General features: G+C 70.7%; 19 protein-coding genes. 16 read left to right on the top strand and 3 right to left on the bottom strand.

Annotation, left to right across the window (positions count from 1 at the left end; genetic code table 11):
- Positions 1-7 precede the first annotated feature (7 nt).
- The 14 genes from AAEP80_RS01685 to AAEP80_RS01750 all read left to right on the top strand — a co-directional run bounded on the left by AAEP80_RS01685 (position 8) and on the right by AAEP80_RS01750 (position 17,291).
- Entirely contained in the window at positions 8-1,279 is a 1,272-nt protein-coding gene (locus AAEP80_RS01685) for an Ig-like domain-containing protein (protein ID WP_420365701.1), read from the top strand.
- Entirely contained in the window at positions 1,276-5,604 is a 4,329-nt protein-coding gene (locus AAEP80_RS01690) for an FtsK/SpoIIIE domain-containing protein (protein WP_420365702.1), read from the top strand. Before AAEP80_RS01685 ends, AAEP80_RS01690 begins: the two co-directional genes overlap by 4 nt.
- An 82-nt stretch (positions 5,605-5,686) precedes the next feature.
- Positions 5,687-6,256 carry an FHA domain-containing protein gene (locus AAEP80_RS01695; protein ID WP_420365703.1) on the top strand — a complete coding sequence of 190 codons (570 nt, stop codon included), beginning with the start codon at positions 5,687-5,689 and terminating at the stop codon, positions 6,254-6,256.
- The gene (locus AAEP80_RS01700; RefSeq protein ID WP_420365704.1) at positions 6,253-7,050 is read left to right on the top strand and encodes a hypothetical protein; all 798 of its coding nucleotides are present in this window, start codon (positions 6,253-6,255) and stop codon (positions 7,048-7,050) included. The genes AAEP80_RS01695 and AAEP80_RS01700 overlap by 4 nt, the downstream gene beginning before the upstream one ends.
- 58 nt (positions 7,051-7,108) lie before the next feature.
- Entirely contained in the window at positions 7,109-7,438 is a 330-nt protein-coding gene (locus tag AAEP80_RS01705; RefSeq protein WP_420365705.1) for a hypothetical protein, read from the top strand.
- Between the two features lie 13 nt (positions 7,439-7,451).
- Positions 7,452-8,249, top strand: coding sequence for a hypothetical protein (locus AAEP80_RS01710; protein ID WP_420365706.1), 798 nt, complete (start codon positions 7,452-7,454; stop codon positions 8,247-8,249).
- A 175-nt stretch (positions 8,250-8,424) separates the two neighbouring features.
- Entirely contained in the window at positions 8,425-8,715 is a 291-nt protein-coding gene (locus AAEP80_RS01715) for a WXG100 family type VII secretion target (RefSeq protein WP_071299535.1), read from the top strand.
- A gap of 65 nt (positions 8,716-8,780) precedes the next feature.
- On the top strand, positions 8,781-9,191 hold the full coding sequence (locus AAEP80_RS01720) for a WXG100 family type VII secretion target (RefSeq protein ID WP_281266058.1): 411 nt from the start codon (positions 8,781-8,783) through the stop codon (positions 9,189-9,191).
- The gene (locus tag AAEP80_RS01725; protein ID WP_420365707.1) at positions 9,188-9,499 is read left to right on the top strand and encodes a WXG100 family type VII secretion target; all 312 of its coding nucleotides are present in this window, start codon (positions 9,188-9,190) and stop codon (positions 9,497-9,499) included. Before AAEP80_RS01720 ends, AAEP80_RS01725 begins: the two co-directional genes overlap by 4 nt.
- Positions 9,496-12,906, top strand: a complete 3,411-nt coding sequence (locus AAEP80_RS01730; RefSeq protein ID WP_420365708.1) for a hypothetical protein — start codon at positions 9,496-9,498, stop codon at positions 12,904-12,906. The genes AAEP80_RS01725 and AAEP80_RS01730 overlap by 4 nt, the downstream gene beginning before the upstream one ends.
- On the top strand, positions 12,903-14,045 hold the full coding sequence (locus AAEP80_RS01735; RefSeq protein ID WP_420365709.1) for a hypothetical protein: 1,143 nt from the start codon (positions 12,903-12,905) through the stop codon (positions 14,043-14,045). The genes AAEP80_RS01730 and AAEP80_RS01735 overlap by 4 nt, the downstream gene beginning before the upstream one ends.
- Positions 14,046-14,067: 22 nt before the next feature.
- Entirely contained in the window at positions 14,068-15,243 is a 1,176-nt protein-coding gene (locus tag AAEP80_RS01740) for a hypothetical protein (protein ID WP_420365710.1), read from the top strand.
- A gap of 50 nt (positions 15,244-15,293) precedes the next feature.
- Positions 15,294-16,226, top strand: coding sequence for a hypothetical protein (locus AAEP80_RS01745; RefSeq protein ID WP_420365711.1), 933 nt, complete (start codon positions 15,294-15,296; stop codon positions 16,224-16,226).
- Between the two features lie 546 nt (positions 16,227-16,772).
- Positions 16,773-17,291 (top strand): hypothetical protein, encoded by a 519-nt coding sequence (locus AAEP80_RS01750; protein WP_420365712.1) that lies wholly within the window; start codon positions 16,773-16,775, stop codon positions 17,289-17,291.
- Here AAEP80_RS01750 and AAEP80_RS01755 read toward each other — a convergent pair.
- A complete protein-coding gene (locus AAEP80_RS01755) occupies positions 17,267-18,031 on the bottom strand; it encodes a hypothetical protein (protein WP_420365713.1) in 765 nt (254 codons plus the stop codon). The two genes, AAEP80_RS01750 and AAEP80_RS01755, sit on opposite strands and share 25 nt — an antisense overlap.
- A gap of 134 nt (positions 18,032-18,165) precedes the next feature.
- On the opposite strand from AAEP80_RS01755, the gene AAEP80_RS01760 reads away from it, so the two are divergent.
- The gene (locus tag AAEP80_RS01760) at positions 18,166-19,422 is read left to right on the top strand and encodes an Nramp family divalent metal transporter (RefSeq protein WP_420365714.1); all 1,257 of its coding nucleotides are present in this window, start codon (positions 18,166-18,168) and stop codon (positions 19,420-19,422) included.
- 112 nt (positions 19,423-19,534) lie between these two features.
- Here the strand turns inward: AAEP80_RS01760 and AAEP80_RS01765 are convergent, their stop codons facing one another.
- Both AAEP80_RS01765 and AAEP80_RS01770 read right to left on the bottom strand, forming a co-directional pair.
- Complete coding sequence (locus tag AAEP80_RS01765) at positions 19,535-19,837, bottom strand: DUF427 domain-containing protein (RefSeq protein WP_420365715.1); 303 nt, start codon at positions 19,835-19,837, stop codon at positions 19,535-19,537.
- Positions 19,838-19,883: 46 nt separating this feature from the next.
- Positions 19,884-20,498, bottom strand: a complete 615-nt coding sequence (locus AAEP80_RS01770; protein ID WP_420365716.1) for a hypothetical protein — start codon at positions 20,496-20,498, stop codon at positions 19,884-19,886.
- A 95-nt stretch (positions 20,499-20,593) separates the two neighbouring features.
- On the opposite strand from AAEP80_RS01770, the gene AAEP80_RS01775 reads away from it, so the two are divergent.
- Positions 20,594-21,226: a GNAT family N-acetyltransferase gene (locus AAEP80_RS01775; RefSeq protein ID WP_281266068.1), complete on the top strand. Its 633-nt coding sequence runs from the start codon at positions 20,594-20,596 to the stop codon at positions 21,224-21,226.
- Position 21,227 lies beyond the last annotated feature (1 nt).

The following is a 21,227-nucleotide window of genomic DNA, read 5'->3' on the forward strand; positions in this document are numbered from 1 at the left end:
TGAGGTCGTGCTCCGGGGGCGTGCGACGACGGCTGGACGAGGGCGGCTGGGTGCCGTGCTCGCGTCCGTCGCGCTCGCTGCGGTCGGCCTCGTCGCACTGACGGGAGGCCCGGCTCCGGCCGCGCAGGCGGCGAACGGCCCACAGCGGCTGGACACAGCGCGGGTCGGCACAGCGCAGGTCGACACAGCGGCGGCCGACTCGACCGGCTCGACCGGCTCGACCGGCGGGGCGGGAGCAGCGTCGGACCCCGTGCGGGTCGCCGTCCCGTACACCGGCAAGGCCGACGTGCCGCTCGGCGACGGGTGGACGGTCGCCGACTGCGGGCGCGTGAACGTGCCGACGGGCGTCGCGATGGCGTGCTCAGGCGACTCGCTCTCGCTCACGTCGAAGGGCTACCGGACGGACTTCGGGACGGTGCTCATGACCGTGCCGCTGCGTTCCGCGTCGTTCGACCTCGACGTCACGTACCTCGTGTCGCTGGCACCGCCGACCCCTCCGACCCTGGACGGGCAGACCTACGACTACCCCTTCGCCGCGGGGACCACCGCGTCGATCCCGTGGTCGGACCTCGGCGTCCGCTGCGACGGCTGCGCGGCAGGGCCCCGGATGACCGTCGTGTCCACGAAGCCCGCCGGGTTCGTCGCCACGGTGACGAGCACCGGTCTGCTGGTCCGCGGGCCCGAGGACCGGACGGGCACCGCGACCGTGCGGCTCCGTGCGACCGACGACCAGGGACACTCCGGCACCGCGAAGGTGAAGGCGGTGTTCGTGGACCAGGGGGAGTCCGGCATCGCCGCTGACGACGTCGTGCGCCGACTCGGTGCCGACGGCTCCGTGACGATCGACCTGCACGACCTGGCCGACGCGCAGCAGGGCACCGTGACGATCGACGGGTGCGGCACCCCGGTCGCGGGCACCGTCACCTGCGCCGACGACGGCACCGCCACGTATCGTCCGGACGGGACGATGCGCGCCGCCGACCAGTTCTCCTTCCACGTCCGCACCGCCTCCGGCGACCAGGCGACCGGTACCGTGACCGTGCTCCCACGCGAGGGCACGCGGACGGCCGCCACCGCGTCCGGGACGGTGGCGACGGACGACGACCGCGGCGTACGGTACCCGGCCACGGGCCTCCAGTCCGACACCGGGGCGACGACCGCGCACAGCGTCGTCCGCACCCTGCCGTCCGAGGACGACACCACCGCAGGCGGCGGGTCCACCGGACTCCTCACCCCGCTCACGGCACCACTCGACCGCATCACGAACGGAAACCGATGACGCTCCGGCTCAGCCTGCAGGACGCGACCTTCGTGGTCGACGCGACCGACGTCACGAGCGTCGCCGAGGTGGCGGCCGGACTCGGGGTCGACCCGGCCACCATCGCGCCTGGTGCCGCTCCGGAGACGTCGCTGGCCGACGCCGGGATCCTGAACGGGTCGACGCTCCCCACCCGGGCACCGAGCGAACTGCCCCCTGGGCGACCGCGGCTCGAGGTCGTCGGTGGACCGTTCTCCGGCGAGACCGTGCCGCTGCCCCTCGACGGACCGCTGCGCATCGGCAGCTCCGGCGCCATGGAGCTCTGCGTCGCCGACCCGTTCCTGCGGCCGCACCACGCGACCATCGCGCTCGACCACGGTTCGCCGGAGAGCACCCCCACGCCCGCGATGCCCGGTCCGCTGCGCGCCGTGCTCAGCGTCATGGACGGAGCCGACGGCGTCGTCGTGAACGGCCGGGCCGTCACGGGGACCGCGGACATCGTCCCCGCCGACGTCGTGCAGATCGGCAGCTCGGTGTTCCGCATCGGCATCGAACCGTACGTCGACGCTGACCTGGCCCCCGACGAGGTCGGCATGCGCGGCTTCAACCGGAGCTCGCGGATCATGCCACCGGCGACCCCGCCGACCGTCGTGCTGCCCGGTGACCAGCCCGACGACGTCGACAAGACCCCGATGCCGTGGCTGTCCGCCGTGATCCCGGTGGTGCTCGGCGTCACGATGGCGTTCGTGTTCGCGCGGCCGATCATGCTCATGATGGCGGCGGCCTCGCCCGTGATGGTCGTCGGCACGTTCCTGACCCAGCGCTCGCGGGCGAAGAAGAAGGGCGTGAAGACGTTCGAGGAGTGGCGGCAGGACATCGCTGACACCCGGGTCCGCATCGCGCAGCTCGTCCGCGAACAGCGCCTCGACTCCTGGTACCGGAGCGTCGACCCCGTGGTGATCCGCGACATCGCCACCCGGCCGCTCGCGCGCCTGTGGGAGCGCCGGAAGCGCGACGCGGACGCCCTGCACGTGCGCGTCGGCGTCGCCGAGGTCCCGCTGCAGGCGAACTTCCAGGGCGGCAAGGCGAAGAACGCCTCGCCGCACCACGTCGGCGTCGCGCCGGCTCCGGTGGACGTCGACCTGTCAGCAGGGGTCGTCGGCATCGCGGGGCCTGGCGACGTGACCCGAGCGCTCGTCCGATCGATGCTCGCCGCCGTCGCCACCCTCCACTCCCCCCGTGACACCCGCATCGTCGTGGTCTGCGGGGACGAGGACGCCAGCAGGTGGGAGTGGACCCAGTGGCTCCCCCACACGCAGCAGGCCGAGGACGGCGCCTTCGCGCTCATCGGCAACACCGACGACGCCAGACGGGAGCGCATCCGCGAGCTCGCCGCGCTCGTGCAGACCCGCTCGCGCGCGGGTTCCGCCGTCAGCGCGCGGGACTTCGACACCGACGTGGTGCTCGTCGTCGACGGCGCCCGCGAGTACCGCACGCTCCCCGGCATGGTGCAGGTGCTCGAGCAGGGCGCACTCGTCGGCGTGCACGTCGTCGCGCTCGACAGCGACCGTGCACGCCTGCCCGAGGAGTCCCGCACCGTCGTGGCCGTCGACCCCGACGACCGCTCGCTCGCCCGGCTGGAATCGGACGCCGAGTACCACGCGTCCGTGCTCCTCGACGGGCTGTCGGTGCCCACCGCCGAGCGCATCGCCCGCAGCCTGTGCTCGATCCGCCACGTCTCCGGCGTCGGCGACGAGGGCATGCTGCCGACGAGCGTCCGCTACGTGGACCTGCTCGGCGTCGACCTCGACGACCCGGCGCCGATCGTCGCCAGGTGGCAGCGCTCGCCGCGTCGGACGCACGTCGTCGTCGGAGCAGGAGCGGACGGCGAGTTCGCGATCGACATCGCCGCGGACGGCCCGCACGCCCTCGTCGCCGGCACGACGGGCTCCGGCAAGTCGGAGTTCCTGCAGGCGCTCGTGGTCTCGCTCGCGATGGCGAACCGCCCGGACGCGCTCAACTTCGTGCTCGTCGACTACAAGGGCGCCTCGGCGTTCGCGGACTGCTCCCGCCTGCCGCACACCGTCGGCATGGTGACGAACCTCGACGCCCGTGAGACCGAGCGCGCCCTGACCTCGCTCGACGCCGAGCTGAAGCGCCGCGAGACGGTGCTGCGCCTGCCGGAGCTCGGCGTGAAGGACGTCGACGCCGCGTGGTCGAAGGACCCGGACGCCGCCGCCCGCAACGGACTCGCGCGGCTGATGATCGTCATCGACGAGTTCGCCGAGCTGAAGACCGAACACCCGGACTTCATCGACGGCCTCGTGCGCATCGCCCGCGTCGGCCGGTCCCTCGGCGTGCACCTCGTCCTCGCGACGCAGCGTCCGTCCGGGGTGATCACGCCCGAGATGCAGTCGAACATCAACCTCCGCGTGGCGCTCCGCGTGACCGACCGCGCCGACTCCACCGACGTGCTCGGCTCCCCCGAGGCGGCGCTCATCAGCCAGGCCACTCCCGGCCGCGGCTTCGTGCGGGCCGGTCTCGGGGCCATGCCCAGCGGGTTCCAGACCGCCCGCGTCGCCGGCATCCGCCAGGGCGTGCAGCGGGTCCAACGGCAGCTGCCGAAGATCGCCCCCGTGGACTGGGAGGGCGTCGGGTACGCCCCGCGCTTCCCCGTCCGGCGGCACGCGGCAGCGCCCGTCGACCACGACGACACCGACCTCCGCGCGCTCGTCGACGTCGTCACCAGGGCGACCGAGTCGCTCGGCATCCCGAAGAACTCCTCGCCGTGGCTGATGCCGCTGCCGTCGCTCCTGCCCCTGTCGCAGGTCGCGGGCGGCGCGGGTGCCCCGACGACCATCACGCTCGGCATCGAGGACGTCCCCGGCCAGCAGACCCAGCGCCCGCTGACGTGGGACCTCGAGGCGGGGACGCACCTGATGTTCCTCGGCGGGGCGCTGTCCGGCCGGACCACCGCGCTCCGGACCGTCCTCGCCCAGGCGGTCGAGCGGATGAGCCCGGACGACCTGCACCTGTACGTGATCGACCACGGCAACGGCGGGATGCTGCCCCTCGCGCAGGCCCCGCACACCGGCGCCGTCGTCACTCCGCTCGAACCCGCACGGCTCCCGCGTCTGATGGACCGGCTGATCGAGGAGCTCGCCCGCCGCCAGGGCGTGCTCTCCCGCGCGGCCGTCGGCACCATCGTCGAGCAGCGCCGGGCGCACCCCACGGATGCGCTGCCGTACATCGTCGTCGCCGTCGACGGGTGGGACCGCGCCACGAGCTCGATGCAGCCGGAGGACCTGCTGCCGATCCGCGAGCAGATGACCCGGGTCCTGCGCGAAGGACCCGCAGCCGGCATCCGCGTCGTCGTCACCGGCGACAAGACCGTCGCCGCGGACCGGATCGCCGGGTTCATCAGCGACCAGTACGTGCTCCCGATGCGCGACGTGAACGACTACCGCGGCGCCGGGGTGATGGTGCGGGAGCTCCCCGAGACCGTCCCGGCCGGGCGCGTGTTCTTCGGCGCGACCGTCCGCGAGGCCCAGCTCGCCGTCCTCGGCCAGGACGCCTCCGCCGAGGCCCAGGCGGCAGCCCTCCGCGGCACGGTCTCCGCCGCCGTCGAACGGTGGACGGACACGGCCGGGCAGGACCCGTTCCGCGTCGACGCCCTGCCGTCCCGGGTGTCCCTCGCCGAGGCGCAGGACCTCCCCGTCGCGACCGGCCACCCCGCAGACGGCCCCACCGCAGGCGTCGGCGGCGACGAACTCGCCCGCATCACCCTGGACTGGCCGGCCGCCGGCGGGTTCCAGGTCGTCGGCGAGCGCGGCACCGGCCGGTCCACCGCGCTCACGTCGCTCGCGCACCAGCTGGTCTGGGCAGGACGCCCCGTCATCGCCGTCGCGACGAAGCCCTCCGTCTTCCAGACCTGGGCGCAGGAGGCGGACGTCCCGCTCCTCACCGACCCGATGGGGTTCATGGACCTCGGGCCGGCGATCGGCCGCTACGAGGACCCCGCCGAACTCATCACCGTGCTCATCGACGACGCCGAACTCGTGTCGAACACCCCGCTCGAGAACTCCCTGATGGGCGACCGCGCGCGCTTCGTGTTCGTCGTCGCGACCAACCCGGACGCCGCCGCGAAGACCTTCAGCGGCCCCTACGGCGAAGTCCGGCGCACCCAGGAGGGCATGATCCTCTCGCCGTCCAGCGCGCTGCAGGGGACCCAGCTGTTCGGGCAGAAGGTGCCGAAGTGGATGGTCGGGCGCCAGCCCGCCGGAGGCGGCGCGATCCACCGTCGCGGCGAGTGGACGCAGGTGCAGGTGCCCGACCCGGCCGCCTGACGGGCGGGGGCTGCCCGTGCCGGGTGATCGGAGCCTCCCGTAGGCTGTGACGCTGGAAGCGCGAGACGGGGGATGACGACGGATGGCTGCACGCTGCTCGTACTGCGGAGCCGAGCTCCGGCCGAACAGCATGTTCTGCCTGTCGTGCGGCCAGCTCGCCGCCGGTGGACGGCGCTCGACGCCCGCCCCGGTGAGCGACACGTCCGAGGTGCCGCCGCAGCCGTCCGCGTCCGTCCCGCCGCCACCCGCTGCTCCGTCCCGTCCGTCGGTCGGTGCTGTCGACGAACGGGAGGACCGGATCCCGGCCGCCCCGCCGGTCGCCGCACCCGGTCTGCCGCAGCTGGTCTTCACCACCGGACAGACCCTCGTGGTGCGGGATGGCACCGTGCTGCTCGGCCGGCGGCCGGAGGACATCGCGGCTGCTGAAGGCGCTGCCGCGTTCGCGCTGGACGACCCGGACCGGTCGATGTCGCGGGTGCACGCAGCGGTGGTGTTCGGGGCGTCGGGGTTGCGCGTGGTCGATCGTGGGTCGGGCAACGGCACCGTGCTCCGGCGTGGAGACCGGGAGGACCGGTGCCCGGAGGGGCTGCCCGTGGAGCTCGTCCCGGGGGACGAACTGTGGTTCGGGTCGGTGGGGGCGCGGGTCCGGTGACGGAAGCCGACCGAGCCTGGGCGCAGTTCTTCGCAGAGGACCGCCGGTTCGAGGTGACGTCAGACGCCGTGGCGTACGCACGGATCCGGCGGAACACGACCCTGTCGGTCCTCGCCGCCGTCATCGCCGGCGGTGTCCTCGCTGGGCTGGCGTTCTGGACCGGGCGTCCGGTCGCGATCGTCCTGGCGTCGATGATGATCGTCGCCAGGATCGTGTTCGTCGTGGTCGTGCTCCGCAAGGCACCAGCGCTCCTCCGACAGCAGGCGGGGCGACCGGCCGCGAGCTACTCCGTCGGGAACGACGGGGTCGGTCTGCCGTTCGTCCACCTGTCGTGGTCGTCCATCCGCGGAGTCTTCCAGGTGGACGAGACCGAGGCCGTCGCAAGGTCCCGGAGGCGGCCGGGTATCCCGGGGCTGGCTGCCCGATGGTCGGCCCACAACGGGCGAGCGACGAAGCACCTCGTCTTCGTCGTCGAGGACGGCACCGCGCTCCGACGGCGCGTTGACCGCCGCTCGCGAGGCATCGTGAAGACCTGGCCGGGCGGGACTGAGCCGTCGTTCGGCACGATCTGGCTCGATCTCGATCCGGTGCTCGCAGACCAGGACGTCGAGCGCCTCGGCACCGCCGCGTCGGTGCAGGCGAGTCGCCGCGGGATCGCGACGACCTGGTCACGAGGTTCCGCCGACTACACCGAGTACATGGGGCGTCTGTCGGGGGTGTTCGACGGCCTCGAACGTCCGGCAGTGCCGCCGAGGTCGGTCGGGAACCCGTTCGTCGGAGAACACGAGCGCTAGGCTGATCGGCGCGCGACGGGACCGCGCACTCGATCCGGGGAACCGAGGGGACGACGACGTGGCTGACGCACTCGCCGAACGCTGCACGATGCTGGGTGGGCCGGTGATCGGCCTGATGCAGGCCGTGATGGGGAGCCAGGTCAACGCGATCCGATTCGTCGAGGTCATCGAGCGCGCGAGGGAGATCCAGCGGATCGTCGCGCGCGGCGCCGAGGGGATCGATGACCCCGCGTACACGCGATGGGTCGCGACCGCGCCCGTCGTGCTCGACGAGATCATCGACGGTGCCGAGCACCGCGATCGCGAACGCGTGTGGGCGGCGTTCTCGGACCCGGAACGCGGGATGAACGCGCTGGCCGCCGCGTGCACCGGACAGCCCGGCTGGTAACGAGAGGACGACAGTGGACGACGCCACGAGACAGAGCTGGCAGGCATTCTTCGCGCAGGACGGACGGTTCGACGTCCACTACGATGCAGAACGCTTCCGGAAGATCGCGAGCAGGAACCTCCGAGACGCCATCGTACTCATCGCGTTGATCGTCGTGGTGCTCGTGCTCGTGCTGCTCTGGGGGCGACTCGGTCCGGTCATCCTCGGCATGCTCCTCTTCGTCGTCGGCGGGATCCTCGCGATCGTCCTGTTGCGGCGTCGACTCGCGCTGCTCCGCCCGGCCGGGGGCGCTCCCGGGCTCCTGCTCGGGGTCTCGAACCTCGGGCTGCACACCCCGCTCGTCCCGCTCATCGACTGGACCAGCGTGCGGGCGGTTTTCGCGGTCGACGAGTCCGCGCGGCTCGCGCAGAAGCGTGGCCAGCGCAACGCCGCGGGCGCCGCGGAGGTGTGGGCGGCCGGCAACGGCAAGGCGACCAGGCACCTCTGGTTCCTGCTCGAGGACGCACCCGCCCTGCGGTCGCAGGTGGTCGACCAGCGCTGGGCGAAGGGTTTCGAGACCTTCACGAACGTGAACGGTCCGGCGTTCGCGCAGTACATCCTCGACCTCGACACCGTGCTGTCGCACGACGACACCAGGAAGATCATGGCTGCGGTGCTCGTCCAGGCACAGGCACGTGGCATCCACGCCGTGGAGTCGCTCGGCGCGTCGGACTTCGCTGAGTACGCGAGCATGCTGAGCGGTGTCACCGTGGACGGGGTCGTCCCGCCCAAGCCGGAAGGCGTCACGGGGAACCCCTTCGTCACCCGGTAGTCGTCGATGCATCCGCATTGATGGTCGACGGATCCTCACCGCACGGCGTACGCTCCGTTGCAGAGCGCAGCATCCGCTAGGCTGCTGCCGTCTGCCCCTCGGAAGAGGGTCAGGACCAATCGGGGGGTAGGTCGTTCGATCGCCCCAGGACACACGTGTGTTTCTTGGAGGAACCATGGCGGACATCCGCGTCACTTCGGAGTCGCTCTCAGGCGTCTCGAACCAGCTCCAGTCGGGCTCGCAGTCGATCGAGTCGCAGCTGCAGAACCTCAAGTCGCTCGTCGACGGCCTCGTCGGTGGCGACTGGTCGGGTGCCGCGTCCGGCTCGTTCCAGGACCTCTACCAGCAGTGGGACCAGTCGGCAGTCCAGCTGAAGGAGTCCCTCGCCGGCATCAGCCAGCTGCTCTCCCGCGCGGCGCTGTCGTACGAGGAGTCGGAGAACTCGATCTCGGGCACCTTCCGCTGATCGACGACCACTGACGGCGAGCCGTTCCCCCGGGAACGGCTCGCCGCTCCAGCAGGGGGAACGAAATGGTGCAGTACCGGGTCCGACCGGAGAGCCTCGGCGAAGTCGCCCAGATGCTCCGCTCCGTGGTCGCGACGTTCGACGGACACATCTCCGAGACGGACGCCGCGGTGCGGAACGTGGTCGACACCGCCTGGAAGGGCGAGGACGCGACCGCCTTCCAGAGCACCTGGGGCGAGTTCCAGGCGAGTTCGGCAGTGCTCCGGGGTGTCCTGGAGAGCCTCGCCGTCCGTCTCATGAGCGCGGAGACGGCGTACCACGGCAACGAGACCTCGCTCGGTGGCGCCTTCGCCGACACCCGGAGCCAGCTCACCCCGCAGACGGCCCGCGACAAGGCCGGCCTGTCCGACCGGGTCACGGCCGACGAACAGCGTGCCGAAGCGGTCTGGACCGACCTCGAGGAGGACCGCACGTGAGCGACCAGCAGGCGGACATGGAGAGCCTCCGCCACCTCGTCGACAGCATGCAGCGCCTGCACGACTACTGCGCGCTGCTCCAGCAGGGTGCGACCACCTTCGCGTACATCCTGCCGAACGAGTGGCAGGGCCCGGCGATGAGCGCGTTCATCGCCAGCTTCGAGCAGTGGAACGCCGGCGCCGGGGCGCTGACGTCGTCAGCTGGTGACCTGCACGAGCGCGCCCACGCGATCGAGGCCACGTACCAGGCCACCATCGACGCACTCGACCAGTCGTGGTCCAAGTTCCAGGGGGAGATCAGCGGATGACGATGGTCCGGCTCAACGCCTTCGGCCTCGCGGCCGACGGCGACGACGTCTCTGGCGTCGCACACGACATCTCGACCGCGTGGAGCACGCTCCACTCGGCGCTCCACGGCACCGCAGGCATGGCCGGCGACGATGAGAGCGCCGAAGAGTTCGCCCACGTCTACGACAGCCAGGCGAAGAGCGCTGCGACGTCTGCGAAGAACCTCGTCGGGATGCTCGCCGCGTTCGAGACACTCCTCGCCGGCACCGGCTCGGCGTACAAGGACGCCGAGATCGCGAGCGCAGGGCAGCAGGGCGGTTCCGGGATCGCCATCCCGTCGAGCGACTTCGCGGTCGCCACCGATCTCCCGTCTTCGCTCGGGGCCGGCTGGCCGGGCGGCTGGGGCAAGGTCGAAGACGTCCTGCAGGACGCGCTCCGGGCGATCGGCGTGCAGCTCCCCCAGGGCGACCCCGACAAGCTCTCCTCCGCCGCGGAGTCGTGGAACTCGTACGAATCGTCCCTGCGGACCGCCTCGAACCGCCTCAGCGGGGGGCTCGCGCAGGTCAACGCCGCAGACATCCCGCAGAAGGCCACGATCCTCGCTGCGAAACAGACGATGTCCGGGCACATCGGCACCGCCGCCGACGCCGCGACGGGTGCCGCCGCATCGCTGAAGCAGATCAAGGCCAACTACGACCAGGCCGCCGAGGAGATCCGCTCGATGATCGAGCAGCTCCTCGCCGAACTCGCCGTCGACGTCGGCATCAGCATCGCGCTGTCCTTCGTGACGTTCGGCCTCGGCGCGCTCGCCGGCGCCGCGAACGGCGCCCGACTCGTCATCACCTGGGCGAACCGCATCGCCGGCGTCATCCGGAAGCTCGCACTGCTCAACAAGATCCACGCGGAGCAGTTCCTCAAGGCCGCGAACATGCTGCGCAAGCTCGAGCACGGCTCCTTCGTGACGCGGTTCACCTACGAGACCGTCAAGGGCACGATCAGCGGCACCGCTGCCCCCATCATCGTCAACGCCCTGCACGGCAAGGGCACGTCGATGAACGACATCATCGCGACCGCAGCCGGCTCCGTCGTCGGCGGCGCGTTCGGTGGTCTCGGCGGCGCCGCGCTCAGTCGGGTCGGTCGGGGCGCTGCGAGCGAAGCAGCCGGCACCGTCGCGCCGACGTTCTGGAAGGCCACCGCGGTCGAAGGTGCCAAGAGCGCCGCGACCGGTGCGGTCGGCGGAGCTGCCGGCGGCGTCACCCAGGACGGCCTCGCTGCGGTCATGGACCCGGAGAACCACCACTTCAACGTCCTGCAGTCGCTCGCCGGCGGCACGGTGCTCGGGACCGTCGGCGGTGCCACGATCGGTGCCGGAAGTCACGCCGTCTCCACCGGGTGGCACCACGTCACCGGTGGCGGACACTCCGCGGGCGGCGGCGGGACGGTCGACGTCGACGTAACGCGCGTCGACGCGTCGACGAACGTGGACACGAGTTCCTCGTCGAGCGCCCCCGCGGCTCCCGCAGCCGACACGGGGTCGCACGCTCCGAGCATCGAGCAGAGTGCACCCGTCGCCGGTGGGAACGCCGCCGCAGCGCCCAGTCATGCCGGTGGCGGCGATCGCCCGCACATCGACGGGTCGCAGACGCCAGTCGTGAACGAGTCCGCGCAGGCGAGCACCTCGGCGCACGGCGCGGGTGAGCGGCCGCACATCGACGGGTCGCAGACGCCCGTGGTCAACGAGGCAGCGCACGCCGGGTCGACCACGGACGGCGGTGGGAGCCACGTGGCGATCGACCACGTGGACGCGCCCGTCGACCACGCGGACGCTCCTGCACATGCTGCCGAATCGGGGCATCACGAGGTCACCTCGACCCAGACAGGAACGCCTTCGCACGACGCCACGCCCTCCCACGCTGACCCAGCGAGCGACGTCGCGCCATCGTCCGAAACCGCGGTCAAGCATGACGCCGCCACCGCGGCCGGGCCCGACCCGGTGCCGAGCCACGTCACGTCCGTCGACCATGCTGCTGCGTCCACGAACGGCGCCCCGCACGGAAGCGCCGAGGCCCACGCCACGACGGTCGACTCGACGCAGCACACCGGGAGCGTCGACCACGTCGACGCGTCGACGATCCGCTCCGACCTCAGCGATCCCGGGACCCCGTCGCAGGTCGACATCGCAGCGACCGAGTCGCACGTCACGCACGCCCCGTCCTCCGGCACCGATCCGTCGGCCGACCCCGGACACGTTCCCGCGCCCTCCAACGGCAGTGACGGTGCTTCTCCGCACCATGGAGACGAGCCCGGGACCGCCGACGGGCAGGGGACCGTTCACGTGGGGATGGACACGCCCACCGCGACGGCCGGGACCGCTGCGGCTGCCACCGCGGTTGCCACCCACCCCGGATCCGCGCACCTCGCTGGCACCGCTCGAGCGTCCGGCGCGAGCGGTAGCGGGTCGGAGACCGTTCCGACTGGTTCCGGGGAGGGCAGTTCCCAGCCCGTGTCTGGTGAGCCGAACGAAGGCGGACGCCCACCACTCCGACCGGAGTTCCCGGAGCAGGCCGTCGCGGCTGAGTCGCGGAGTTACCGTGGATCGCTCGACGCGGCCCTGCACGACCACGGTCTCAGCCGTCGTGAGTTCCGTCGACTCGTGAGCAAACCGATCCACCGCCTCTCGCCCGAGGAGGTCGACACGCTCATCGACATCCGTGACTCTGTCGACTCGGTGCAGAGCGGGGACGTCGTCCAGAAGATCATCCCACCGGACCGAGCCGGTCAGCTGCTCCAGGCCATCGCCGACGGAGAGACGGGTTGGTTCGGGGGCCACGGGATCGGTGGTTTCATCGCGAAGTTCGCGCATCTCACCGGTGTCTCCAACCACGGCGACATCAACCCGCAGCGGATCTTCCAGAAGCTCGGCCTCGGCTACGACGACCACTCGTTCCGACCTGACGGAAGCCAGCCCCTGCACGGCATCCGCATGCGGGTCGGCCCCGGTTTCGACGGTAGCGGGTCGACTGGATCCAACGTCCACGATCGTATGGACCCCCTGCGGCGCATCCAGGAGTGGTTCGACGACGGAGTCATCGATCGGCGCGAGTGGAGCGGGCTCTCGAACGCTGACCGCCACTCCCGTCTGATCGATCTCGCGAACCGCATGCCCGCGGGCACGCCGGAGCAGATCGACCTCCAGACGAAGACGTTGGCGGCGCTGCAGCCGAACTCGTCGAAGTCGTTCTTGGGCAACTTCAACCCGTTCCGCGGGAACGGTTGGGCCGGCCACTACGAGCACTACACCCCGGAGGTGGAGCTGCGCGACAACATCGGCTTGACCGACGGTGCGGAGTTGTGGCGCTATGACCCAGACGGCAGCCAGGAACTCGTCGCGAAGTGGGACGCCCTTGCGAAGAAGTGGCTCACGTGAAGCTGATCCGGGGAACCGGAGCCACGGTGCTCAGCGGTGACGAGGTCGTCGCCCGCGGGCAACTCGGTGCGCTCGACCCGGGCGCTTCGGATCTCGTCATCACCGACGAGGTCCCCATCCGGGTCGAGCGGGCCGGAACGACCGTCCTCCAGCGGAGGACATCCGGCTGGTGGAACGGATTCGCCGTGACGGTCAGCACCCAGGGTGGCGGTGGCCTCTCCGTGTCCGGGACGCTCGACCGAGACGCGCCGCCCCTGCCCACAGGAACGGAAGACGACCGCGGATCGTTCGTGGCGTTCGACATCGACCCCGGCGATCTCACGGGTGTTCGGACGTACGTCGATGAGCTCTCCTTCGATCCGGACGATGTCCGGTCAACACCCGCGGTCGTCGCAGCAGGCGGTTCCCAGGTGCGTGGTTTCGACGGGATCCCCGACGTCCGGGCCCAAACCCCGAAGGCTGTGCTCGCCGATCTCGACGGACGTCCGGCGGACCCGGCCGACGTGCGATGGCACCGTCGCATCGGTCGCCAGTTCGACGCGGCCGCCGAGCAGCTCCAGGTCACAGACCACCAGGTGCTGACCTCGATCGCTGGACGGAGACGCGTTCCCGGGTCCGTTCGCTCGGAGGCGCAATACTGGATCGGCGAGGGTACCCGCCTCGGCCGTTTCGACGCAGCTGACTTCACGTGGACCGCGAACGTCACGCGCAAGTGGGACGATCTCGACGGGTCGGCGATGATCCTGAGCGGGACCTATGCGGAGACCGCGCGCGGTTGGTTCTCCGCGTCGATCGCTGACGGTGCAGTTGCGCTTCATGGCTGGTCGACTCCCGCTCCGTCTGGAGCGTTCGACCTGATCCCAGGCGATCGATCGATTGCCCACGTCTCTTCCGACGAGGTGCGGACCTCCACGACGTTCCGCACCACCGCTGTGCTCCACGGGGTCCCGGTCCGCATCTCCCGACCTTGGAATGCCTTCACCGATGCTGCGATCGGCGTCGTCGTCGACGCCCAGCGAGAGCCGGAAGTCATCGCTCGGGACGGTCGTCGAATTCGATTCGAGCGCCGCGACGAGTCATGGGTCACGACGGTCCGCCCCATCGACCTCGTGGACGTCGTCTCCGAGATCGTCTCCTGACCTCGCCAGTCAGGCGCCCGGTGTGCACCGCCCGCCCGAGGAGGCTCACGACATGAGACTCCGCGGCTCCATGACGACCGCGTACTCCGGCGACGAAGTACTCGCGAGCGGTCGGATGGGCCGACTCAGCCCGAACGGCGAGCATGTGATCATCCACGACGCCGTGGAGGTGCGCGTGCCCCGCGCTGGCGTGCGCCTCGTTCGGCGTCGGACCACTGCCTGGTGGAACGGCTTCTCCGTCGAGGTCGTGGAGACCACGGACGGCGCGCTCTCCGTGTTCGGCTCGAGATCCGACGATGATCCGCCGCTCCCGGCCGAGGCGGTGGGAGAGCGGGGCCGCTTCCAAGCACACCACATCGAGGGCGAGTCGCTCTCCGAACTGCGGATCATCACCGATGAACTCTCGTTCGACCGGAGCTTCGCCGACTTCGCGATCGGCCTCGTCTCAGCGACGAAGCGACTGCGCGGGCTCGATCCGGTACCGCTCACGTTCGAGCAGCCACTCGTGGCGGGCATGGTGGATGCGGCTGGGAACCGCGTCGACCCCGGATCGGACCTGCGATGGCAGTTCAGGCTCGGCGAGTTCCGGGAAGCCACCGCCGAGCAGCTCAACATCAGCGAAGAACTGGCGCTCACGACGGTGCTCGAAGACGACCACCTCGACGGCGCAGCGGTTGCCGACACCGGGGTCTGGATCGGTGATGAGGTGCAGCTCGGCTGGTACAGGACAGGTGAATTCTTGCCGACTGCTGATGTCACGCGACGATGGGAAGCCCTCCCGGCGCCGTCAACGATCCTGGCCGGGACCTACCTCAGGACCGAAGACGGCTGGTACCGCGGCGAGTCCGACGCGGATGACACGTACTTGCTCAGCACACCGCTCTCGTCGCCAGCGCCGTCGTTCGTGCTCGCGAACGGAACCGCACGACGACGGATTCGGCGGGACGAGGTCCAGGAGTCGACGCAGATCCGGACGACAGCTGAAGTGGAAGGACGACGAGTCGTGATCGACGCGCCCTGGAGTGGTCTCCTGCAACAGGCCGTCGAGGTCCGCGCCGAGGACCCGGAGCCGGGCACCGTGTTCGCGCACGACGGTCATCCGATCCGTTTCCGGAAGCGCGAGCAGGGCGTGACCGCTTTCGTCCGCCCGTCCGATCTCCACAACCTGACGAGCGAGGTCATCGCATCGTCCGAGTGAGTTCCTAGGATGGGTGCAGCAACAACACTGACGACCGCAGGGGGAAGTACTTGAGCGCCACGATCATGCAGAAGGCCATCACGCCGCAGCTGAGCGACGGGTACTTCAACGGCTGGATCGAACGGGTGGCCGGGTACGTGATCCCGCTCGACGCAGCGGCGGGGCTGCAGCGGATCCCTGACCTCATCGCCGTGCACGGCCTCGAGTTCCCGGCGACGCCGTTCTCCGCGGACATGCCGTACCTCGACGTCCTGCGCTTCGAGGCGGCTCCCGAGCTCTTCATCACACCGGCGATGGGCGGAACCGACGAACGCACCGCAGCCTTGCTCGGCGCGACGTGGGTCGACCACGAACCCTTCACCGGTACAGGGTTCGTCCCGAACGACCTCGACCGGACGGTGCCGCTCTCGTGGATGCCGTCCCACCGCATCCCGTACGGCGCCGAGATCTGGCGCTACGACGGCAGCGGCCCGTCGACGTTCGTCGCCCGGTATGCCGGCGTCCACATCGGGTGGGTCTACCGAGACGACCTGCAAGCCCGACGCACCCTCCGAGGCCGGCTGATCTCGCGGTACAGCGGGGGCATCGCGACGGTCGACGGCGAGCGCTACATCGGCGACATCCTCGAAGAGACCCACGTTGCGATCGTCCGGCCCGACCCGGCTGCCGAGCAGGACGGCTTCGTCCAGACGAGCCCTGGCGCGTGGGGCAAGGTCGTCCCCATCGACGACGTCTCCGAGTTCTGCGAACTGGACATCAGGATCCGCTGGAACGGCCTCGACCTCCGTGTCTCCGACGAGGTGCCGACCGGTCCGGGTGAGATCGGACTCGCTGCGACGTCGCTCCAGCACGACTACCGCCTGAACGAAGGGCTCGAGCTGACCAAGCTCGACGCCGATTGGTACGAGGCGACGCTGCCGCTCGACGTCTTGTCGGGCTCCGAGGTCCGCCAGACGCAGCGCCCCGGGTGGCCGGGAGCCTGATGCGCCGAAGCACTCCGCGCCCGCCCGGTTTGTCGGACGGCGTCGAACGCACGGTGCGCGCGTTCGACGGAATCGACTTAGCCGTTGCCGGTTCCGCCGGGACGATGCCGCGGTTGCCAGGTGGGAGCTGCTGCGGTGAACGGTGCCCCGCCGCATTCCGGCTACGCAACCCGCACGCCGACGTGGTCCCGTACGGATCGGTCCACAGCATCGGGTGGGGATCCCGGACCGACCGCCACGATCTCAGTCTGGGGAACATTCCTCGGCATTGACGTCACGATCCAACGCGAGAGCGGTGTCGTCATCGCAACCGGCTCTGCTCGCCCACAAGACCTCGCCCGACTCGGTGCGCCGTCGATCGACCTGCAGTCAGGCGCCTTCGTCCTCGACCTGTCTCAGACACCGGACAGGGCCGAGAACCTCTGCGCACACGTCTCCGTCGAACACGCCGACGGGGAGGACCCCGCGCTGGGAGAGCTCGGAGCTTCCTTACTCGGAGGCCTCCCCTTGGTCGCCGCCTACTCGACTCGGCGTGACGGGAGCAGCGTGGTCACCGAAACGTGGTTCGGGGCATGCCAGCCGTTCGTGGCAGCGGACACCTGGGCGATGGTGGATGGACTCTGGTTTCCCTTCGACAGCGTCGGGACCGATTCGATCGCGCTGGATCCCAAATTCCCGTGGGCTCCCCCTTCAGCGGTTCACTCGGACGAGGGCGCGGTCATACCGCTCACGCACGTCGAGCGACACTGGACGTTTTCCGCCGTCGGCTCGGTGGCGGGTCGAACGGTGCGGCTCCGCTCGTCCCTGGCGCCGTGGCGGACGGGTTCGTTCGTCACCGTGCTACCGGCCGAGGCGCTCCCCGGGTCTGCTCCGGACGGCTACCCGTGGCGGGCCAGCCGAAACGGCACCGTGAACGTCCGGTTCACGGATCTGGACCGAGTGGACGCCGACCCCGTTGGACCGACGGCCACGCCGATCGGGTTCGCTCCGTATGCGGCACCCTTTCCGTGGTCGGCCGGCCCGCCGGGCTCGCATCACGATCACGGCGACCATGCGCCCCAGTGATGGGTCCACCGCGGGTCGTCGGGATCGCCGAGCAACCGACGCGGGTCGCCCACCATCCTGACGAGCTGATCGTGGTCGACACGCTGGTACCGCCGCCGACCTCGCGAGGTCGACCGCGCACGCGAGAAGTCGAACGAGCCGCCGGGCTTCCCGCACTCCCGCTCCGCTGCTCGTTCGTCCGCGACCGGCACCAGCGCACCGCCGTCCTGGAGTCGGTGGAACACACCTGCCGCGCCGAAGTCCGCGTCCTCCGGCATCACCCGCCAATCGACGGGAGTGAGGTGGTCGATCGAGCCGTAGTGGTCGAACAACACCGGTCGGCCAGACCGGAACTGCTCAACGTCGGCGACGAGCACGGCGCTCAGCAGCTCGGACCCCCACGAGAGGAGATCGGATTCCCGGAGCGGCGACGCGTCCACGAGTCGTGCGGGTTCGGGAACGACCACGTCCGGGAGGGCTCTGCGGAGCGCACGACGATCGACGACCTCGAACGTCGTGAGATCAGGGATGTCGGCAGACATCGCACGCCGTGCAGCGGCGATCCCGAACCGGTCCTTCGCGTTCGGCGCACGGAGCACACCTGCGTCGCGAAGCCGAGCTCTGGACTCCGTGGCAGGAACGAGCGGCGGCATGATCCGGAGCAACTCGTCGCACAGGGGCGACCGGCTCCGGTCGACGTAATCGCGACGGAAGGCCGTGGGTACCGCCACGTGTGCGAAGTGCGCGAGCGAGGGGTCCATCGCGCCCCATCCAACCACCCGGGCCGACCCGCCTGACGCGCACCGAGCCTCCAGTCCAACGCTCGTCCAGCCACGCGCGCAACGTACCGAATCCATTAATTCGGCGCCCCGAATTCTCTGGCATGCTGGTCCCCATGACCGACACCGTCGCAGCACGCCGAGCCGCCACGGGTGACGCACCACGGAAGCGCGCTGCCAGCCTGACGCTCCTCGGCCCCGCCTTCGTCGCTGCCATCGCGTACGTGGACCCCGGCAACGTCGCCGCGAACCTCACGGCAGGGGCGAAGTACGGCTACCTGCTGCTCTGGGTCCTCGTGGCGGCGAACGCGAGCGCCGTCGTGGTCCAGTACCTGTCGGCGAAGCTCGGGGTCGTCACGGGGAAGTCGCTGCCGGAGCTCCTCGGGATGCGGATGCGGCGCACACCCCGGCTGCTCTTCTGGGCACAGGCGGAGATCGTCGCGGCGGCGACCGACGTCGCCGAGGTGATCGGCGGCGCGCTCGCCCTGCACCTGCTGTTCGGGCTGCCGCTCGTCGTGGGAGGGGTGATCACGGGCGTGGTGTCGATGGCGATCCTCGTGCTGCAGAACCGGCGGGGCGCCCGCACGTTCGAGGTCGTCGTCACGGCGATGCTCGCGATCCTGACGATCGGGTTCTGCGCGGGGCTGCTGTTCGCCCAGGTCTCCCCCGGCGAGCTCGTGTCCGGGCTGGTGCCGCGGTTCGAGGGCTCGGAGTCGGTGATGCTCGCGGCCTCGATGCTCGGCGCGACCGTGATGCCGCACGCGGTGTACCTGCACTCGGCGCTGGCAAGGGACCGGCACGGGGACACCCCGGCTGGGCCCGAACGGCGACGGGTGCTCGTGATGACGCGGTGGGACGTGGCGCTCGCGCTCGTCGTGGCCGGCGGGGTGAACATCTGCATGCTCGTGCTGGCCGCGGCGACGTTGCCTGGCGTGCCGGGGACGGACTCGATCCCGGGGGCGCAGGCGGCGATCGCGACCCACGTGGGGCCGGTCGTGGGGGTGCTGTTCGCGGTCGGGCTGCTGGCGTCGGGGCTCGCCTCGACGTCGGTTGGCTGCATGGCCGGCGCGGAGATCATGCACGGACTGCTGCACGTGCGGGTGCCGCTCCTGGTGCGGCGGATCGTGACGCTGGTGCCGGCGATCGTGCTGCTCGCGTTGAACGCCGACGCGACGATGCTGCTCGTGGTGAGCCAGGTCGTGCTGAGCTTCGGGATCGCGTTCGCGATCGTCCCGCTGGTGGCCTACACGTCCAGGCGGAGCGTGATGGGCGCCGACGTCAACGCCGTCGGGACGCGGGTGGTGGCGTGGGTGATCGCCGCGGTGATCGTCGCGCTCAACGTCGCGCTGGTGGCACTGACGCTGGCCGGGTGAGACGCACGCGGTGCGGCGCGAGCGCGAGACTCGGGCTGAGCGACCGTCCTCGCGCTCACACGCCCGAGAACTGTCGCCCAGCCCGAGTCTCGGGCCGGGCCGGCCGGCCGGACTAGTCGACGACCTCGACGCCCTTCCAGAACGCCACGTAGCCGCTGTAGTCCTTGCCGACCCGGTCGAACGACGAGGGGATCGGCGTCGGGTACGACCACGCGGCATCAGGCAGCGTCTGGTCCCCGGCGTGCACGGTGTAGTACTGCGTGTCGCCCTTCCACGGGCAGTGGTACTGCGTGTCGCTCTCGGTGAAGAGCTCGGTGTTCACGCTCGACGGCGGGAAGTACCAGTTGCCCTCGATCTTGATGAGGTCGTCCTCGGATGCCTCTGCGATGACGGTGTCGCCGGCGACTGCCTTCATGGTGCGCTCCTTCGTTGGTGAGCGGTGTGCTCACCCGTCCGGAACGCTACGCGCGCGCCTTGTGTTCCCCCGGGCGGATCGTCACGAGCTCCGGCCCGGCGGCGAGCGCCGCGTGCACCTGCTCCGGTCCGATGCCGCGAGCCGCTTCCGAGGCACTGACGAGGTGCTTCACGGCCCGCCGCAGCCCCGTGTACGCGGCGCACGCGGCAGCGGCCTCCGGCGAGGAGTGGTCGATCCCGACGACGGACAGCGCGTCGATCACGGCGCCGGCGCCGAGCATGTCCTCGACGGCGAAGTCCGGCGCATCGGGCACGTCGACCGACTCGCCTGCGGCTTCGGCGGCGTCGCCACCGGACGGCGCGTGGTCCAGCCCGGCGGCGATCACCGCGACGACGCACCGGTCACCACGCTCGGCCTGGAGGCTCGTCACCCGTTCCGCGATCGCCGCCGCGTTGCCGAGGTGGCCGGCCACCACCTCGGGCCCCGCCGGCAGGAGGCGGCGCACCGCCCGGTGGTCGGCACGATCCGGTCCGACGGTGCCCGGACCGGCGGGGAGGACGTCCACCCAGACGATCAGGTGCGCTCCCACGGCGACGCGGTGGGCGCCCGAGACGCCCCATCCGAATCGGACCTGGTACTGCTGCTGGCCTCGTTCACGCACCCCGTCACGATAACGGCTGTGGAGCGCCTGTCCCTTTCCACAGGGCGCCCACTCGGAGCCGTTCACGAAGATGCCCGACGGTACGATCGAGTCCCATGGAGATCGCCCCCGCACCCACCCTGACCGGCGACCGCGTCACGCTCGAACCCATCGCGCACGAGCACGCGGACGACCTCCGGGCGGCGGTCGCCGACGGCGATCTGTGGCGCACGTGGTACTCCTCGATCCCGGCGCCGGCGCAGGTCGACGACGAGATCGACCGGCGTCTCGCGGAACACGCTGCTGGCCGGATGGTGCCGTTCGCGGTGCGTGACCGGCCGACCGGACGCGTGGTCGGGTCGACCACGTTCATGAACGTCGACACGGCGAACCGCCGGGTCGAGATCGGGTCGACGTTCCTGGCGAAGTCCTCGCAGCGCACCGGGATCAACACCGAGTCGAAGCTCCTGATGCTGTCCCACGCGTTCGACGTGTGGCAGTGCATCGCGGTGGAGTTCCGGACGCACTGGCACAACATGCAGTCCCGCGCGGCGATCGCGGGCCTCGGCGCCAAGCAGGACGGTGTGCTCCGGAACCACCAGATCGGCCGGGACGGCACGCTCCGCGACACCGTGGTGTTCTCCATCACGTCGTCGGAATGGCCGACGGTACGACTCTCCCTGGCCGAGCGGCTCCGGCGCCACGACCGGGCAGAGGGCTCGCGTCGCCGTTCCGCCCGGCACGCCTGAA

Source organism: Curtobacterium sp. L3-7 (genome assembly GCF_048756585.1).
GTDB lineage: Bacteria > Actinomycetota > Actinomycetes > Actinomycetales > Microbacteriaceae > Curtobacterium.

Excerpts from the sequence above, each read along its gene's own strand:
- AAEP80_RS01690 (WP_420365702.1), top strand. The coding sequence starts at position 1,276 with ATGACGCTCCGGCTCAGCCTGCAGGACGCGACCTTCGTGGTCGACGCG.
- AAEP80_RS01695 (WP_420365703.1), top strand. The coding sequence starts at position 5,687 with ATGGCTGCACGCTGCTCGTACTGCGGAGCCGAGCTCCGGCCGAACAGC.
- AAEP80_RS01715 (WP_071299535.1), top strand. The coding sequence starts at position 8,425 with ATGGCGGACATCCGCGTCACTTCGGAGTCGCTCTCAGGCGTCTCGAAC.
- AAEP80_RS01720 (WP_281266058.1), top strand. The coding sequence starts at position 8,781 with ATGGTGCAGTACCGGGTCCGACCGGAGAGCCTCGGCGAAGTCGCCCAG.
- AAEP80_RS01730 (WP_420365708.1), top strand. The coding sequence starts at position 9,496 with ATGACGATGGTCCGGCTCAACGCCTTCGGCCTCGCGGCCGACGGCGAC.
- AAEP80_RS01755 (WP_420365713.1), bottom strand. The coding sequence starts at position 18,031 with ATGGACCCCTCGCTCGCGCACTTCGCACACGTGGCGGTACCCACGGCC.
- AAEP80_RS01760 (WP_420365714.1), top strand. The coding sequence starts at position 18,166 with ATGACCGACACCGTCGCAGCACGCCGAGCCGCCACGGGTGACGCACCA.
- AAEP80_RS01765 (WP_420365715.1), bottom strand. The coding sequence starts at position 19,837 with ATGAAGGCAGTCGCCGGCGACACCGTCATCGCAGAGGCATCCGAGGAC.
- AAEP80_RS01775 (WP_281266068.1), top strand. The coding sequence starts at position 20,594 with ATGGAGATCGCCCCCGCACCCACCCTGACCGGCGACCGCGTCACGCTC.